Origin of the sequence: Phaeobacter sp. B1627 (assembly GCF_006265095.1) — a bacterium.
Lineage (GTDB): Bacteria > Pseudomonadota > Alphaproteobacteria > Rhodobacterales > Rhodobacteraceae > Epibacterium.
The window spans coordinates 108,449-124,793 of the sequence record NZ_VCNK01000004.1 but is presented as its reverse complement, the minus strand read 5'-3'; the positions used below and the strand labels follow the sequence as shown (position 1 = coordinate 124,793).

Sequence of the window (16,345 nt, the reverse complement as noted above, 5' to 3'; positions counted from 1 at the left end):
CCTATTTGGGCGCGCGCCGCGCCCGACTCAAGCCGGAAGCGGCGAAAGGTAGCCCTCGAAGGTGACGTTGTCTGCGCCCTGGCGCACAGTTGCCTCTTCGTCAGGCGATCTGATCGTCCAGCTCAGGACCGGAACCCCGGCGGCCCGCAGCTCCCGCACCCGGTCCCGCAGCACATCGCTGGCCTGATGGCTGATGAAACAGGCCCGCACACGGTCGAAATCCGGGATCTCGCGCAGCTCATTGCAGCGCTCGGCGGAAAGCGAGGTCCAGACCGCGGGATCAAAGGAACTGGTGGTCAGCCCCCGCGGCAGATCCGGGGCGAGACGCGCGACCTCGGCCATGCTGTGCGGGTTGAAGGACATCAGCGCCACCGGCCCCTCATAGCCGCGAAGGTCGGCCACGGCCGCCGCTTCCAGCGGGCCAACGCCGCCGGGCCCCATGGCGCCGTCCTGATCCTTGATCTCCACCAGCAGCGGCACCTGACCGGCCACGATGTCCAGCACCTCTGCGAAGGTCGGGATACCTTCGCCGTCGCTCTTGTTCAGCACGACGGAGCCGAGGTCCGCAGCGCTGCGGGAGCGGGTCGGCCCCGTCTGCCGCGTCAGCCGGTCTAGGGTATCATCGTGAAAGACCATCGCCCGCCCGTCGGCCGAGAGCTGAAGATCGATTTCAATGCCATAGCCCGCATCGATCGCCGCCCGGATGGCGGCGCGACTGTTCTCAGGACAGGCATCGTGTTGTCCATGCAGCGCCCGATGCGTGATCGGACGCGACAGGAACTCCGGTGGCAGAGATGGACGTGGCATATCGGATCAGCTCTCGATCTGGAACACGCCGTCGATTTCAACCGCAACACCAAGCGGCAGCGAGGGAGAGCTGACGGCGGAGCGCGCATGCCGTCCCGCGTCTCCCAAGACCTCGACCAACAGATCCGACGCGCCGTTCACCACCTGGGGCTGCTGGGTGAAATCGGCAGTGGAATTCACGAACGCGCCCAGCTTGACCACACGTTTCAACCGGGTCAGATCGCCCCCACAGGCGGCCTTGACCTGAGCCAGCAACGACAATGCGCAGCGCTTGGCGGCGGCCTGTCCTGCGGCCACATCGAGGTCGTCACCCAATGTTCCGGTGATCAACCCATCCTCGGTCGCCGAGATCTGGCCAGAGACATAGACCATGTCGCCGCTCACCACATAAGGAACGTAATTCGCCGCCGGAGCCGGGGCGTCAGGCAGGGTCAGGCCGAGGGATTTCAGTTTCGCATCAACACTCATGGTCGGGCTCCTTTGTCAGTTTTCATCCGTCTTTGTGGCGGACGCTACAGGGGAAGCCCGCGCACGGAAAGAGGCAATTCCACCCTCTTTCCGCCCGGTGATGCACAGCGTCAGGTCTCGCGGAAGGCCTTGACGAAATAGTCGGCGAGCGGTTTCACGAGATATGCCAAGGGGGACCGGTCAGCGGTGCGGATATAGCTTTCCACCGGCATGCCGGGGATCAGCACCGTCCCGGCCGGCAACCGCTCCATTTCGCCCGGGTCCAGCTTGATCTCTGCTCTGTAGTAGGACTGGCCACTGGCCTCATCCTGAAAGGCGTCGGCGGAAAACAGGGTGACGGAGCCGAACAGTTCCGGTGTCTGGCGCTGGTCCAGTGCGGGCAGGCGGATGGACACCGCCTGGCCGACGTGAATTTGGTCGATATCCGTCGGCGCGACACGGGCCGCGATCACCAGCGGGCGGTCCTGTGGCACCAGGAACAACACGGGATCCGCGGGCCGGATCACAGACCGCGGCGTGCGCACGGTCATGCCGTAGACGATACCCGACACCGGCGCCGTGATCTCCAGACGATCCAGGCGGTCCAGCAGCGAGCGCCGGGTCTCCATCAGTTCCAGCTCCTGATAGCGCAGGTCCCGCAGCCGGGTGATTGCCTCTTCGCGCCGCTGGGTCCCCAGTTTCAGCGTTTCGATTTCCAATTCCGTGATCCGGCCCCGGGCCTGCGCTTCGCTGGCGATCAGCTCCCCCAGTGTGCCCTGCAGATTGGCCCGGGTGCGGCGCAGATTCAGCACCACGGAGGCCTGCGCCAGACCACGGTCCAGCAGCGACTGTTGGTTGCTCAGCTCCTGATCAATCAACAGAAGTTGTTCGCGGGTAGCCGCCTGTTGGGCGAGCACGCCAATAATCTGGTCTTCGATCTGTGCCGCGCGCTTTTCCAGTTGCTCAACTTCGCGCTGCACGGATGCGCGGCGCGCGCGGAACAGGCGTTCCTGCCCCTGCACCAGATCGTCGACCTCCGCGCGATCTTTGGCCAACTCCCTCAGATGGGGGTCGAATTCGATGGCGGCGGCCTCGTCCCGCTCGGCCTCAAGACGGCCACGACGGGCCATCATCTCAAAGAGCTGGCCTTCGGTGATTGTCAGTTCAGAGCGCAGATCCGCCTCATCCAGCCGCAGCAGGGTCTGGCCTTTCTCGACCAGATCGCCTTCGTCAACCAGAATATCTGCAACCACGCCGCCATCGATATGCTGAACCACCTGACGGTTGCGGTCTACTTCGATCTGACCGGATGCCACAACCGCCCCGGCAATGGAGGAGAACACGGACCAGGTACCAAAACCACCCAACAACACAAGGATACCAAGGGCGCCCGCAAGCATCGCCCCGCGGACCGACCACGCGGGATGTGGCGTTGGGGATGCGCTTGGGGGGATCATGGGTTTGGGCCTTTTCTGCCGATACTACCGATTGTTCCGGTGAACTTCTGGCCGTTCCCGGGCTGAACTGGCGGATCCGTCCGGGGCGCGCCCGGCTGTGGCGCAGGTTGGCGGATGTCGCGATGATTGCTGACCATTTTTCGCAGCACCTCATCCTTGGGTCCGAAGGCCGCCTGAGTGCCTTGATCGATCACCAGCAGCTTGTCGCATTCCTGAATGGCGGCCGGCCGGTGCGCCATGATGAGAACGGATTTCCCCGCAGCCTTCAGTCCTTTGATCGCATTGTTGAGCGCCACCGAGCCGTCATTGTCGAGATTGGAGTTCGGCTCATCCAAAATCACGATCACCGGGTCCCCATAAAGAGCCCGGGCCAGACCGATCCGCTGCATCTGCCCGCCGGACAGACGGCCGCCGCTTGATCTCACCTCCGTGTCATAGCCATCCGGCAACCGGACGATCATCTCATGCGCGGCCGCCTTTTTCGCGGCGTCAACCACCTGAGCCGCATCGGGTTCGGCGGCAAGCCGGGCGATGTTCTCGGCGATGGTGCCATCAAAAAGCTGCACCCGCTGCGGCAGATAGCCGATGTGAGTGCCCAGAACCGATGGATCATATTGCGACAGAGCAGCACCATCGAGCCGCACGGTCCCCGCCGCTGGGCGCCAGGCACCGGTGAGGACACGGGCCAATGTGGATTTCCCGGACCCAGACGGGCCGATCACGCCGATCGCCTCGCCCGGCTCAACCCGGAACGTGAGATTGCGTACAAGAGGTCTGCTCTCGCCCGGAGCGGTGGCCGCCACAGACTCGACATCGAGAATCGCACGCGGCACCGGCAGACCCGTACGCAGCGCCTCCGGCGGGGTCTTGCCCAACAGCTGTTCAAGGTTCAGCCAGCCTTTGCGGGCGCGCTGCACCAGCGGCCACTGACCAAGCCCCATCTCTATCGGAGCCAGCGCACGCCCCATCAGGATGGAGCCTGCGATCATTGCGCCGGGGCTGACCTTGCCTTGCAGCGTCAGATAGGCACCAAGTCCAAGCATCGCGGATTGCAAAAACAGGCGCAGCGTCTTGGTGAGGGTGCCGAACGACCCGGTCACATCCGTCGCCGCCACCGTGTCGGTCAGCGCCTTGTCCCTGGACTGATGCCAGCGCCGGAACGCCGAGTCGCGCATGCCCATGGCCTGAATCATCTCGGCCTCGTTGCGGATTTCCTCGGATTGCAGCATGGCCTGATGGCTGCTCACCATTGCCGCCTTGCCCGGCGCCGCACTCAGAACCTGATTGAGAACCGCAATCGAAATCAGCACGGTTCCGCCACCCACCGCCAACAGACCGAGCCAAGGGTGAAACAGGGCGATGCCCATCAAGAAGACCGGCGTCCACGGCAGATCATAGGCTGCCAGCACAACCGGCGAGGCGATCAGCTTCTGCACGCTTTCCAAATCGCTGAGACCGGTCTGCGCTTCGGCATCCCGGGATACGGCGGCCCTGCGGACCATGGCATCAAACACCCTTTGATCAAGATCTGCCTGAAATCTGGCCGCCACTCTGCGCATGATACGCCCGCGCACGGCATCCAGCAGCCCCATCATCCCGTAGAGAAACAGTACCAGCAGAGACAGCGCCACCAGCGTCGCCTCAGAGCGGCTGCCCAGCACGCGGTCATAGACCTGCATCATGTAGAGCGGCCCGGTGAGCATCAGCAGATTTACAAATGCACTGAATAAAGCGACCCCCCAGTAAAGGCCGCGACTGCGCCGCCGCGCGGACAAAAGCTCGTCCCGACCAGCATTTTCAAAAGATTTTTTCATACCTACCTAGTAGATCTTGCCCTGGACCCCCTTATATGGTCACGAATTCGTTTTAAAAGAGTGACGGGTATCTGTTCCAAATCTGCCACACAGCGGCGGTTTGCCGGGTACTGGTCTGGGATCACGGCCAGAGGTTGTTAAGTGACACGTAGTTTAGGAACGGCCCATGAGCGCCGCGAGAAACCGGAAATAGTGGGCATGATTGAAGTGTTGAAAAAACCCGTACTCATTGTGGCGCTCTCGACGACAGTTTTGACGTCGGCCTGTGCCACACAGGATCCCGTCGCCCGCGCCAACGGCGAGATCTTCGACCCCTACGAGACCACAAACCGGTCCATCCACCAGTTCAACAAAGGTCTGGACCGCTATGCCTTCCGCCCCGCCTCCAAGGGCTATGTGACGATTGTGCCCCCGGATATGGTGACCGCTTTTGGCAATTTCGCTGAAAACCTCTCCAAGCCGGGCGATGCGGTGAACTACCTGCTGCAGGGAAATATCAAGGGCGCTGGCCAGGCACTTGGCCGCTTTGTCGTGAATACGATTTTCGGCATCGGCGGTCTGGGTGATCCTGCCACGGATTTCAAGATGGCGCCGGCACGCACCGATTTTGGCGAGACCCTGCACATCTGGGGCGCTGGCGAGGGGGCCTATGTCGAGCTTCCGGGCTTTGGCCCCTCCACGACACGGGACGCCGTTGGCATATTTGTCGATTTTTTCACCAACCCGCTCAGCCAGCTTGAGAACAATCCCGCCGAAGATCTGGATATTCCCGCCAAGATCGTGGATCAGCTCGGGAATCGTGGCACATACTCCGACACCATCGACTCGATTCTCTACGAGAGCGCGGACAGCTATGCCCAAAGCCGCCAGATCTATCTGCAAAACCGCCGCTTCGGTCTGGGTCAGGAAGACGCCAGCGCCGAAATCGATCCGTTCGAACTAGATACCGGAGGGTTCTAACCATGCATCGCCGTACATTTCTGGCCACCCTGAGCGCCCTTGGCACCACCGCGGTTGCGGGACCTGCCCTGGCTCTGAACGAGAGTTCGGCCTCAGACCTGATCAACCGCCTGGTCGTTGACATCAACGGCGTCATCGCCTCGGGCAAATCCGAAGGGGCGATGTATCGCGAGTTCGAGCGCATTTTCCAGCGCTACAGTGACACGTCCTATATCGCAGCCTATGCGATGGGTGTGGATGCACGCCGCGCCAGCAATGGCCAGAAACGCGCATTTTCGGATGCCTTCCAAGGCTATATTGCCCGCAAATATGGCAGTCGTTTTCGCGAATTCATTGGCGGCCGCCTCGAAGTATCCAGCGTCAAGAAGGTCAAAAAGTGGTACGAGGTCTCCTGCATAGCCTATTTGCGCGGCCAGTCTCCGTTCGAAGTGACCTTCCATGTGTCCGACCGTTCCGGCCAGGATCTCTTTTTCAATATGTTCATCGAGGGTGTGAACCTTCTGTTGACCGAACGCACTGAAATCGGGGCCATGATCGACGGCCATGGCGGCGACATTGACAAGATGATCGCGGATCTCAAGAAACTCAGCTGATTGCCGCGCCCCCTGGGGCCCGGCGTCGAGTTTCTGATCTAGACACATCTCAAAAGGCTCCGCGAGGGGCCTTTTTGCATGCTATCGACTGGAACCTGTGACTGGAGCGCGCGACTGGGCCCCCAAAGGGTCAGCTATGGTCCTTCAACAGGCGTTGTTTCTGGCGTGACCAATCCCGCTTGGCCTGCGCCTCGCGCTTGTCGTGGTTCTTCTTGCCCTTGGCGATACCGATCTTGAGTTTCGCCCGGCCCCGGTGGTTGAAGTAGAGCACCAGCGGCACCAGCGTCATGCCCTTGCGCTGCGTCGCGTTCCACAGGTCGGCCAGCTCCTTGCGCGACACCAGCAACTTGCGGCGGCGACGTTCCTCATGCTTGAACATCTTGGCCTGCTCATAGGGTGCAATGTAGGAATTCACCAACCACAGTTCGCCGTTGTCCACAGTCGCGTAGGATTCCGCTATATTGGATCCCCCGGCCCGCAGGGATTTGACCTCGGACCCCTCAAGCATGATGCCGCACTCGAGATCCCGTTCGATCGCGTAGTCAAATCGCGCGCGGCGATTCTCGGCAATAACTTTGTAATTCGGGTCTGTCTTTGCTTGGGCCATGGGGCGCAGATGTAAGGCGGCAAGCGGTCCTGCGCAAGATCACCTGACACCGAAAGCCTGCGGATTCTGCGGTCTATGCAATGGCGGAGGTTGCCTCACTCGGGTTTGCGGCTGCGGATCAGGGTGAATATGCCGCTTCCCACCACCACAAGCGATCCAAGCAGGGTCATCAGGTCAGGTTGCTCGCCAAAGACCAGAATGCCCAGCGCCATCGCGAACACCAACCGGGTGTATCGGAACGGCGCCACGACCGAGATCTCCCCCAGCCGCATTGCGCCCGTCAGGGCCATATAGGCCAGAACCCCGACCGCGACGGCGGCCCCCAGTGCCATGGCCTGGGCCGCCGTGGGCCAGACTGCGCCGCCCGTCCAGCACAACGCGATGATGCCCGCAACCGTCAGCATCGCGAAACCGAACACCCCCAGTTGCGCGTTGGTCATCGTCCTGGGCGCCGCCCGGGTTGCCAGATCACGGCCCGCGAATCCGAGCATGCCAGCGACAGCCAGGAGAGAGGTCGCCTCAAAGCCGCTCATGCCCGGCCGCAGGATCATGAGAACCCCGACGAAGCCGATCCCGATGGCAAGCCAACGCCGCCACCCCACCCGGGCGCCGAAGAACACGACCGCCCCCGCTGTCACGACCAGCGGCGTTGCCTGCAGGATGGCCGAGGCCAGCGACAGGGGCGCCAACACGATGGCAAGGGTGAAGAAGAGCCGCCCGGAGACCTCTGCCACAGCGCGCCAGATCAGCGGGCGCGTGCAGAACCCCGGGTGCCAGAGAGAGCTGCCTTGCGCACGCGCCATTGCCCCGAATATCGCCATGCCACCGAGGCCGAAGAGGATCAGGACCTGCCCGGTGGGCATCGCCTCTGCGACCGTCTTGATGATCATGTCCTCAACCGCAAACGCGGCCATCGCGAGCCCCATCAGGAGGCTCCCTCGCAAAGTATCAGTCATGAAATGCTTCGTCTTTCAATTGCTCTGCAGGGCCAGCGGCGCCGGATAATGCAGGGTGTTGTAAAAAGCCGCGCCCTCGGAACCGGCGCGGTATCCGTGAGGTTGATCCGCCCGAAACCGGACGCCTGATCCAGGTGACAGGCTCTGCCACTCATCCACTGTTCTGAGTTCCAGAACCCCACGATGCACCAGAATTTCCTCGATCACGCCCTGATCATGGGCCCGGCTGTCGTGGCTCTGCCCCGCATCGAGGCCTACCAGAAACGTCTCGCTGCGAAATGTGGGATCGAACGGAAACACCGGGGTCACGGAAAGGCTGCCCGGAAATTCGATCGTTCCGCCACGGCCCGCATCCGGACAGGCGCCCTCGATCAACGCGGTCAGGGGAAGGTGAAACCCGCGCGTGATCTTCCACAGGGTCGCGATGGTCGGGCTGGACTCGCCCCGCTCGATCTGGCCCAGCATTGCCTTGCTGACGCCGGTCAGCTCCGCCGCAGAGCTCAGGCTCAGGCCAGCAGCCTTGCGGAGCTGGCGAAGGTTGGCCCCAATCAGGTCTTCTCGCATGCGCCGATCCTCCGTTCGCTCACTCTGCGGCCGGGCGAAACGATCTCGTCGCAACATTTCCCTTGCCGTTTGTGCGCTATAACGCTCAATTGTGATCTGAGCGCTATAGCGCACAAACACAGTACGTCCCCCCTTGCTGAAAGGCCAGCCCATGTTACGCGCCCTCAAAGCTTCGCATCTGACCGCCGGGCTGATCGTCGTATTGGTGGGCTATACCAGTTCCGTCGCCATTATCTTTCAGGCCATTGCCGCCGTCGATGCGACACAGGAACAAGCGGCAAGCTGGATGATGGCACTCGGCTTGGGCATGGGGCTCACCACGCTGGTGCTGTCCCTTGGCAGCCGGATGCCGGTGCTGACGGCCTGGTCGACTCCCGGCGCCGCGCTTCTGGCCACGGGGCTTGACGGGGTTGCCTTGCCGGACGCCATCGGTGCCTTTCTGTTCTGCGGTGCCCTCCTTGCCCTGACCGGGGCGTCCGGATGGTTCGAACGCCTGGCCCGATTGATCCCGGACCATCTGGCCAATGCGTTGCTGGCAGGGGTATTGTTCCCCTTCGGCCTCGCCGCCTTTCAGGCCCTCGCCAGCGACACTGCCCTCGTCGGAGCCATGGCCCTCAGCTATCTCCTCGGCAGGCTGATGATGCCGCGCTATACGATCCCCGTGACGTTGCTCGTCGGGGTTTCGATCACGGCCCTGTCCGGACAATTCGCCAGTCCCGACGCGCTGGATATCTCGGTCACCGCTCCGGTCTTTGTCATGCCCAGCTTCAACTGGTCGGTGCTGCTGGGCATCGGCCTGCCGCTTTATGTGGTGACCATGTGTTCGCAGAACATCCCCGGCGTGGTGACATTGCGCGCCGCCGGCTACAGGCCGCCGGTCTCATTCGCCCTGATTGTCACTGGCCTTGCGTCCGTACTGCTGGCGCCCTTTGGCGGCTATTGTTTCAACCTCGCCGCGATCACCGCCGCGATCTGTGCGGGGCCGGAAGCCGATGAAGACCTTCGGACCCGATATCTTGCCGCGGTGATTGCCGGGCTGATCTACTGCCTCGTGGGGCTAGGTGGCGCAGCGGTCATCGGAGTGTTCTTGCTGGCCCCGCCTGCCTTGGTCGCCGCGATTGCGGGGCTCGCGCTTTTGGGCACCATCGCCACCAGCCTGTCCCGCGCTCTGGCGGCTGACGACACCCGCGAATCCGGCCTCGTGACCTTCATGATCGCGCTGTCCGGGGTTGGGTTCTGGGGAATTGGCGCGCCCTTTTGGGCCCTGATCATCGGATATGCCGTGTTTTACGTGATGGCCCGCAAGGCCGCCTGAACCTGCGTGCGGTTGCACCTCTGCGGGAATCGGACCATATCGTTCTATACGAACCGAAAGCGCCCCCGACATGTTGCCTTTGTTGCGCGAATAGTGTCCCTGTGGGCAAAAAGGGAACGACGATATGCCGATGTACCGATCAAGAACCTCCACCCACGGGCGCAACATGGCCGGTGCACGCGGCCTCTGGCGCGCAACCGGTATGACCGACAGCGATTTCGGCAAGCCGATCATCGCCATCGTCAATTCTTTCACGCAATTCGTACCAGGTCACGTCCACCTGAAGGATCTGGGCCAGATGGTCGCCCGCGAGGTCGAGGCAGCAGGCGGTGTCGCCAAGGAATTCAACACCATAGCGGTGGATGACGGCATCGCGATGGGTCACGATGGCATGCTCTATTCCCTGCCCTCGCGCGAAGTCATCGCCGACAGCGTAGAATATATGGTCAATGCCCATTGCGCCGACGCCATGGTCTGTATCTCGAATTGCGACAAGATCACGCCCGGCATGATGATGGCTGCCATGCGCCTCAACATTCCCGTGATTTTCGTGTCCGGCGGCCCGATGGAGGCCGGCAAGATTGATATCGCGGAGCTGGACGCCAAGAAGATCGATCTGGTCGACGCCATGGTTGCCGCCGCCAGCGAGACGCTGACCGACGCTCAGGTGCAGCATATCGAGGAAAACGCATGCCCGACCTGCGGCTCCTGCTCAGGTATGTTCACCGCGAATTCGATGAACTGCCTCGCCGAAGCCCTGGGACTGGCGCTGCCCGGAAACGGCTCGACCCTGGCCACCCACGCAGACAGGAAGAACCTGTTTCTTGAAGCCGGTCGCAAGATCGTAGAGATCACCAAACGTCATTATGCCGATGAAGAAAAAGGGCTGCTGCCCCGGGACATCGCCTCTTTTGAGGCCTTCGAGAACGCGATGAGCCTCGACATCGCCATGGGGGGGTCCACCAACACCGTTCTGCACCTGCTTGCCATTGCGCATGAAGGCAAGGTTGATTTCAGCATGCAGGACATCGACCGCCTGAGCCGCAAGGTGCCGTGTCTGTGCAAAGTCGCGCCCAATACCGAAAACGTCCATATGGAAGACGTGCATCGTGCCGGTGGGATCTTTTCCATTCTCGGCGAACTCTATCGGGCGGGCCTGCTGCATGGCGACACCGGAACCGTGCACAGCCGCACGATGGCCGAGGCGATTGCCAAATGGGACATCACCATTGCCAATAATCCAGAGGCAGAGTCTTTGTTCAAGGCCGCACCCGGCGGTGTCCGCACCACACAGGCCTTCAGCCAGTCCAATCGGTTCAAGGATCTGGACACCGACCGCAAGGGCGGCGTGATCCGGTCGAAAGAGCACGCCTTCAGCCAGGACGGTGGTCTTGCCGTGTTGTTCGGCAATATCGCGCAGGAAGGGTGTATCGTGAAGACCGCGGGCGTTGATGCGTCGATCCTGCAATTCACCGGCTCGGCCTATGTCTGCGAAAGCCAGGATCAGGCGGTGAACGATATTCTGACCGGCAAGGTCAGCGCAGGCGACGTGGTGGTGATCCGCTATGAAGGCCCGCGTGGCGGGCCGGGTATGCAGGAAATGCTCTACCCGACCTCCTACCTGAAATCCAAAGGGCTCGGCAAAGACTGCGCCCTGCTCACCGATGGGCGCTTCTCCGGCGGCACGTCGGGCCTGTCGATCGGCCATGTCTCGCCCGAGGCGGCCGAAGGCGGCACCATCGGATTGGTCGAACAGGGCGACAGGATCGAGATCGATATTCCCAATCGTACAATCCACCTGGCGGTGCCGGACGAGGTGCTCGCAACCCGTCGCGCGGCCCAGGACGCGCAGGGATGGAAACCGGTCGCCCCGCGCAAGCGCAAGGTCTCCACTGCGCTCAAGGCCTATGCCATGCTGGCAACATCCGCGGCCAAGGGAGCTGTGCGGCAACTGCCCGAAGACGAATAACGCAGACGAATAGCTCAGGCCGCTCGCCCGGCCTGACGCCCCCGCAAGGAAATCTCTCGGCGTGGAATTGGCGCGAGAGCGTTCCTCAGGCGGCCCCTGCACCGGGCGCAGCCCGGTGCCACGCCCAACCGGACAAGATCACCTTGGATGATCGCCGTGCGGGCGGGAGCGCCCCCCTCCCCGACGTCCCTCACTCCCCAAGCTTGGCATGTACTTCATCGAGGTCGATTTCGCCGGTTGGCATCTTGTTTGCGGGATTTTCAGGATCGTATTTGAAAACCTCGAAATCGCGTTTGTACAATTCGTAGACCAGGTGCATTGACAGGTCGTCAAAATACTCCTCGACCGGATGAGCCCGTTTGGGGCCGTGGCCTTCGCTCTCGTTGAAACGCGGAATCGTCGCGAGATCGACCGCATAGGGCGTTTCAATCGCATCGAGCACCTCCTGCATCCCGTCGTTGAACGCCTCGGTCCAGATAACCTTGTCATAGCGGCCTCCGTTCGTGATGAAGGTCGAGACATGCCCGGAGGTCGCGGACCAGTGAATATCCGGATCCATCGGACGCCGAAACCGCACGGTGTCACGGGCGAACAACAAGAACCGGCGAAAGCTCTTGATCTGGTCAAACTCCTGCGCCCCATCGTCGCCACCGACATCAATGCCGTATTCATAGGTCAACCGGGGCACCAAATTCCCGCGATAGCGACGGCCATTTCGCTGAATGCCGCAGATCTTGTCAAAGAAAGAGCTGAGGATCCGCGTGTAGGGATTGCGCACACAGGTGAACGCATAGGACCCGTGTCGCTGCACATTTGCCTCGATCAGCGGCTTGCTCTCGTCCTGCGCCCATTTGTGCAACCCTTCCCTGGAATCGTGAATGTCACCCTCGAAGAACCGGCCGTGATCTGAATAGAACATGATCTGGCCGATGGTGGAGCAGGCGCATTTCGGCACCACACGGTAGACCACGCTTTGGCTCTCTGTCATCCAGGTGCCCGGAAATCCCATCAATTCATGTCCCCTACTCGACTCTTTTGCCCAGTTTGCCCGCTCTGACAGCAAATGCAAAACAATCTGGTTTATTCAGGTGCCGTTCCCCAGTATCAAGGAAACAATCCGAAAAAACAGGGAATTGCGTCCCGGACATGGCAAAGATCGCCTACATATTGCTCTGCCATAAAGATCCCGACGCGATCATCGAGCAAGCCACGCGTCTTACGGCAACCGGCGACTGCATGGCAATCCATTTCGATGCACGTGCCAGAAGTGATGACTATCGCGCCATCCGCGCGGCCCTGGCCGGAAATCCCAATGTCACTTTTGCCAAACAGAGGGTGAAATGTGGCTGGGGCGAATGGTCTCTGGTGCGTGCCACGCTCAACACCTTGCAGACTGCCGTCGTGGATTTTCCGCGCGCCACCCATTTCTACATGCTGTCCGGCAGTTGCATGGCTATCAAGACCGCAGAATACGCCCGCAGCTTTCTCGACCAGCAAGACAAGGATTTCATCGAGAGTTTCGACTATTTCGAAAGCGACTGGATCAAGACCGGCATGAAAGAGGACCGGCTGATCTACCGCCACTATTTCAACGAGCGCACACAGAAGCGCCGGTTTTATTTCTCCTATCACTTGCAGAAGAAACTGGGCTTGGTACGCGCGATCCCCGCCGATATTCAAATCCAGATCGGCAGCCAATGGTGGTGCCTGCGCCGAAATACGGCAGAGGCAATCCTCGAGATGGCGCGCAGGCGTGGCGATATCATGAGGTTTTTTTCCAGCACCTGGATTCCGGATGAAACCTTTTTCCAGACGCTGGTCCGCCATTTGGTCCCCGAAGATCAGATCGAATGCCGCACCCTGACGTTCCTGATGTTCAGCGACTACGGCATGCCGGTCACATTCTACAATGACCACTACGACCTGCTGCTCAGTCAGGATTTTCTGTTCGCCCGCAAGATCAGTCCCGACGCCAAAGACCTGAAGTCTCGGCTCGGGCGGCTATATGCGGCGCGGGATGTGGACTTCAAGATCTCCAACGAGGGGCGCAACCTGTTCAAATTCCTGTCTGAGCGCGGCCGGACCGGCAAACGCTTTGCGCCCCGGTTCTGGGAAACCGAAAGCAGCCTCGGCCGCGAACGCGAGCTGCTGATTGTCACCAGCAAGAAATGGCACGTGGCAAAAAGACTGCTGCAGCAGATCCGCAAACATACCGATATTCCCGCAATCGAATACCTGTTCAACGAAGAGGCTACTCCGCTGCCGGATCTTGGTGGCATCCAACAGACATTGGAAAAGCGCACACGCCACCGGCGCGCATTGACCCGCATGTTGTTTGAATACTACGGGACGAACCGGTTGATCGTCTGTATGGATCCCGCCGCCCTTGATTTGATGCATGATTTCTTTTCTGATCGGTCGCATACGCGGATTTTGCGGATCGATTGCAGCTTTTCAGACGACTATCTGATTGGTCACGCACTGCGGGTGGGGCTTGCAGGCGAACAGACACCCTCGGCAACATTGGAGCGGCTGCTCCCCACCATCCGCAATGACATCAATAGCGAAGTGGACCAGATCCGCGATGCGGGCTTCGACCGCCACTGGGTGGTGCAGGAACAGGCCCCGGTCGAAGAGAACGCCGAGGCGATTTCAGCCTTTCTCGACGTGGCTCCCGACGTCGCCCTCAAGATTGCGCGGGCGCGTCACCTGTTTTCCGACTGACACAGGTTCCGACCAAGGCATCCGGCGCGGGACACCTGAATATATCGGCTGATGTCGAGCGCCTCCTAGCGGGGCGTACGGCGAAACCAGCGCCGCACCCCACGTGTGCGATCCTCTATCGCATCACCTGCGGCATAAAACCCGTCTTCGACGTCCTCCATCAGCGGATCGATCCGGTTCCGTTTGAACCGCCGCAGACGTACAAATATCGCCCAGAAGAGTGCGGCCAGCAGGGACAGGATCGTGATGCTGACCCAATTCACCGGTTTGTCGTCGGGACCGGACGCCGGGGAGATCGAGACGGCATTGGGGAACGCCGAGAGAAACTCGCTGCGCCAGCCATAGTGCCTGATGCGGACCCACTCGGGGTTTTCTTTCTTCGAAATCGCATCATTGGCCTCGGTAAAGAGATTGGCAGTGTCGAACTTGAAATACGGCGGCCACCCCCAGCCGGTGTCTTCGTTGCGATAGACGATCACCTTGCCATTGGGCCGGACTGCCTGAATGAACTGCACGTCGCGATTTTCAAGGCTCGCACTTTGTGTATCGGGACTGGACCAGAAAATCCGGGTCCAATCGCCGAGATCCCGGCGCTCGCCAAAGGTATCCACGATGCGCACCACATCGTTTTGCGGCAAGGTATAGTGCAGGAATCCCCCGACAAAGAGGCCAAAGATCAGAATGAAAAACCACTTCACATAGGCCATGATGCCCCCTTCACACTCCTGCATGCTCTGCACCTGTCGACAGACCCGCGCCCCTGAAACAGGGAAATGGGCCAGGACTGCACAACGAACGCCATAAATGGTACCGGCACGCTTTGGATGCAGGTCCCAGGCGTGCCGGTCAAGGCCTCGTTTTTGGCAAGCCCGCTTAGCCGACCACGTTGAACGCCGGCCCATAGGGGTAACCGGTGATGTTTTCGCAGCCCTCTTCCGTAATGATCAGGATGTCATGCTCGCGGTAGCCGCCCGCTCCGGGTTGCCCTTCGGCAATGGTCAGCATCGGCTCCATCGAGATCACCATTCCGGGTTCCAATGCGGTGTCGATATCCTCGCGCAGCTCCAGCCCGGCCTCCCGGCCGTAGTAATGCGACAAGACCCCGAACGAGTGCCCATAGCCAAACGTCCGATATTGCAGAAGATCGCGACCCTCGAGAAAGGCGTTGATCCCATGCGTAATCTCAGAGCAGGTGCGCCCGGGTTTCAACAGGGACATTCCGTACTCATGGGCCGCCACATTGGCCTCCCAGATGTTCCGACTGGCGGCATCGACCTCGCCCACGAACAAGGTACGTTCCAGCGCCGTATAGTAGCCGGAAATCATCGGAAACGTATTGAGTGACAGGATATCGCCGCGCTCCAGCTGCCGTGCGGTCACCGGGTTGTGGGCGCCGTCGGTGTTGATCCCGGACTGAAACCAGACCCAGGTATCGCGGTATTCCGCATCGGGAAAGCGCCTGGCGATCTCCTGCTCCATCGCGTCCCGTCCGGCCATGGCGATATCGATTTCGCGCAGGCCGGGTTTGATGGCGTCGCGAATGGCATAGCCGCCGACATCGGCCACAGCGGCACCGGCGCGGATCAGCTCCAGCTCGGCTGGCGATTTATGCATCCTTTGGCGCATCGTCGCCTCGTAGAGGTCCACCATCCGCGACGGCGCAAGCGCGGCCTCCAGCTTGCCCTTCTGCAGCAAGGTCAGGTGATCGCTCTCAAACCCCACGGCGACACCCGTGCCCGTCACCGATTCAATTGCGCGCCAGTAGTTGTCCCGCTGCCAGTCGGTATAGGTGATATTGTCGCAAAAGGATCGCCGCCAGGGCTGCCCCGCATCAATACCCGCGCTGATGGTCACCGCTTTGTCAGGCGTCACCACCAACCCGTAGGGGCGCCCGAAGGCGCAGTAGGTGAAGCCGCTATAATACGAGATATTGTGCATTGAGGTGAAAACGGCGGCCTCCACCCCGAGGTCGGACAGAATGCGGCGCAGCTGTGCAAGGCGCGCTTCGTATTCCGATACGGCAAATTGAAGAGGCGCTTTTTCGCCATTGTGGAAACGATAGAATTCAGGACGAGCGGTCATGCTGGACCCTCCTTTTTCAGAAGAAGTTCCCGGCGTTCAGGATCGTGATT

General features: G+C 61.0%; 15 protein-coding genes. 5 read left to right on the top strand and 10 right to left on the bottom strand.

Annotated features, from left to right (window positions below; all coding sequences use genetic code 11):
• Positions 1-27: 27 nt before the first annotated feature.
• From FGE21_RS02860 to FGE21_RS02845, 4 genes are all read right to left on the bottom strand, one after another.
• A complete protein-coding gene (locus FGE21_RS02860; RefSeq protein ID WP_139661488.1) occupies positions 28-807 on the bottom strand; it encodes a glycerophosphodiester phosphodiesterase family protein in 780 nt (259 codons plus the stop codon).
• Between the two features lie 6 nt (positions 808-813).
• Positions 814-1,275, bottom strand: a complete 462-nt coding sequence (locus FGE21_RS02855; RefSeq protein WP_139661487.1) for a RidA family protein — start codon at positions 1,273-1,275, stop codon at positions 814-816.
• Positions 1,276-1,385: 110 nt separating this feature from the next.
• Entirely contained in the window at positions 1,386-2,654 is a 1,269-nt protein-coding gene (locus tag FGE21_RS02850) for an HlyD family type I secretion periplasmic adaptor subunit (RefSeq protein WP_370285442.1), read from the bottom strand.
• Between the two features lie 53 nt (positions 2,655-2,707).
• Positions 2,708-4,525, bottom strand: a complete 1,818-nt coding sequence (locus FGE21_RS02845) for a type I secretion system permease/ATPase (protein ID WP_139661483.1) — start codon at positions 4,523-4,525, stop codon at positions 2,708-2,710.
• Between the two features lie 198 nt (positions 4,526-4,723).
• On the opposite strand from FGE21_RS02845, the gene FGE21_RS02840 reads away from it, so the two are divergent.
• Positions 4,724-5,485 carry a VacJ family lipoprotein gene (locus FGE21_RS02840; RefSeq protein ID WP_139662042.1) on the top strand — a complete coding sequence of 254 codons (762 nt, stop codon included), beginning with the start codon at positions 4,724-4,726 and terminating at the stop codon, positions 5,483-5,485.
• A 2-nt stretch (positions 5,486-5,487) separates the two neighbouring features.
• On the top strand, positions 5,488-6,078 hold the full coding sequence (locus FGE21_RS02835) for a phospholipid-binding protein MlaC (protein ID WP_139661481.1): 591 nt from the start codon (positions 5,488-5,490) through the stop codon (positions 6,076-6,078).
• Between the two features lie 130 nt (positions 6,079-6,208).
• On the opposite strand, the gene smpB is transcribed toward FGE21_RS02835, so the two are convergent.
• The 3 genes from smpB to FGE21_RS02820 all read right to left on the bottom strand — a co-directional run bounded on the left by smpB (position 6,209) and on the right by FGE21_RS02820 (position 8,205).
• Positions 6,209-6,685, bottom strand: a complete 477-nt coding sequence (smpB, locus tag FGE21_RS02830) for an SsrA-binding protein SmpB (RefSeq protein ID WP_139661480.1) — start codon at positions 6,683-6,685, stop codon at positions 6,209-6,211.
• Between the two features lie 95 nt (positions 6,686-6,780).
• On the bottom strand, positions 6,781-7,641 hold the full coding sequence (locus tag FGE21_RS02825) for a DMT family transporter (protein ID WP_139661478.1): 861 nt from the start codon (positions 7,639-7,641) through the stop codon (positions 6,781-6,783).
• 15 nt (positions 7,642-7,656) lie between these two features.
• Entirely contained in the window at positions 7,657-8,205 is a 549-nt protein-coding gene (locus FGE21_RS02820; RefSeq protein WP_139661476.1) for a helix-turn-helix domain-containing protein, read from the bottom strand.
• Positions 8,206-8,356: 151 nt separating this feature from the next.
• Between FGE21_RS02820 and FGE21_RS02815 the strand changes: the two genes are divergently transcribed.
• Both FGE21_RS02815 and ilvD read left to right on the top strand, forming a co-directional pair.
• The gene (locus FGE21_RS02815; protein WP_139661474.1) at positions 8,357-9,520 is read left to right on the top strand and encodes a benzoate/H(+) symporter BenE family transporter; all 1,164 of its coding nucleotides are present in this window, start codon (positions 8,357-8,359) and stop codon (positions 9,518-9,520) included.
• A 124-nt stretch (positions 9,521-9,644) separates the two neighbouring features.
• A complete protein-coding gene (ilvD, locus tag FGE21_RS02810; RefSeq protein WP_139661472.1) occupies positions 9,645-11,489 on the top strand; it encodes a dihydroxy-acid dehydratase in 1,845 nt (614 codons plus the stop codon).
• 190 nt (positions 11,490-11,679) lie between these two features.
• Here the strand turns inward: ilvD and FGE21_RS02805 are convergent, their stop codons facing one another.
• A complete protein-coding gene (locus FGE21_RS02805) occupies positions 11,680-12,498 on the bottom strand; it encodes a sulfotransferase family protein (protein WP_139661471.1) in 819 nt (272 codons plus the stop codon).
• 137 nt (positions 12,499-12,635) lie between these two features.
• Between FGE21_RS02805 and FGE21_RS02800 the strand changes: the two genes are divergently transcribed.
• On the top strand, positions 12,636-14,213 hold the full coding sequence (locus FGE21_RS02800; protein WP_139661469.1) for a DUF5928 domain-containing protein: 1,578 nt from the start codon (positions 12,636-12,638) through the stop codon (positions 14,211-14,213).
• 65 nt (positions 14,214-14,278) lie between these two features.
• On the opposite strand, the gene FGE21_RS02795 is transcribed toward FGE21_RS02800, so the two are convergent.
• Together FGE21_RS02795 and FGE21_RS02790 are read right to left on the bottom strand one after the other, a co-directional pair.
• Positions 14,279-14,920, bottom strand: a complete 642-nt coding sequence (locus FGE21_RS02795) for a DUF1523 family protein (protein WP_139662041.1) — start codon at positions 14,918-14,920, stop codon at positions 14,279-14,281.
• 166 nt (positions 14,921-15,086) lie between these two features.
• Positions 15,087-16,295: an aminopeptidase P family protein gene (locus FGE21_RS02790; RefSeq protein WP_139661468.1), complete on the bottom strand. Its 1,209-nt coding sequence runs from the start codon at positions 16,293-16,295 to the stop codon at positions 15,087-15,089.
• Positions 16,296-16,345: the final 50 nt, after the last annotated feature.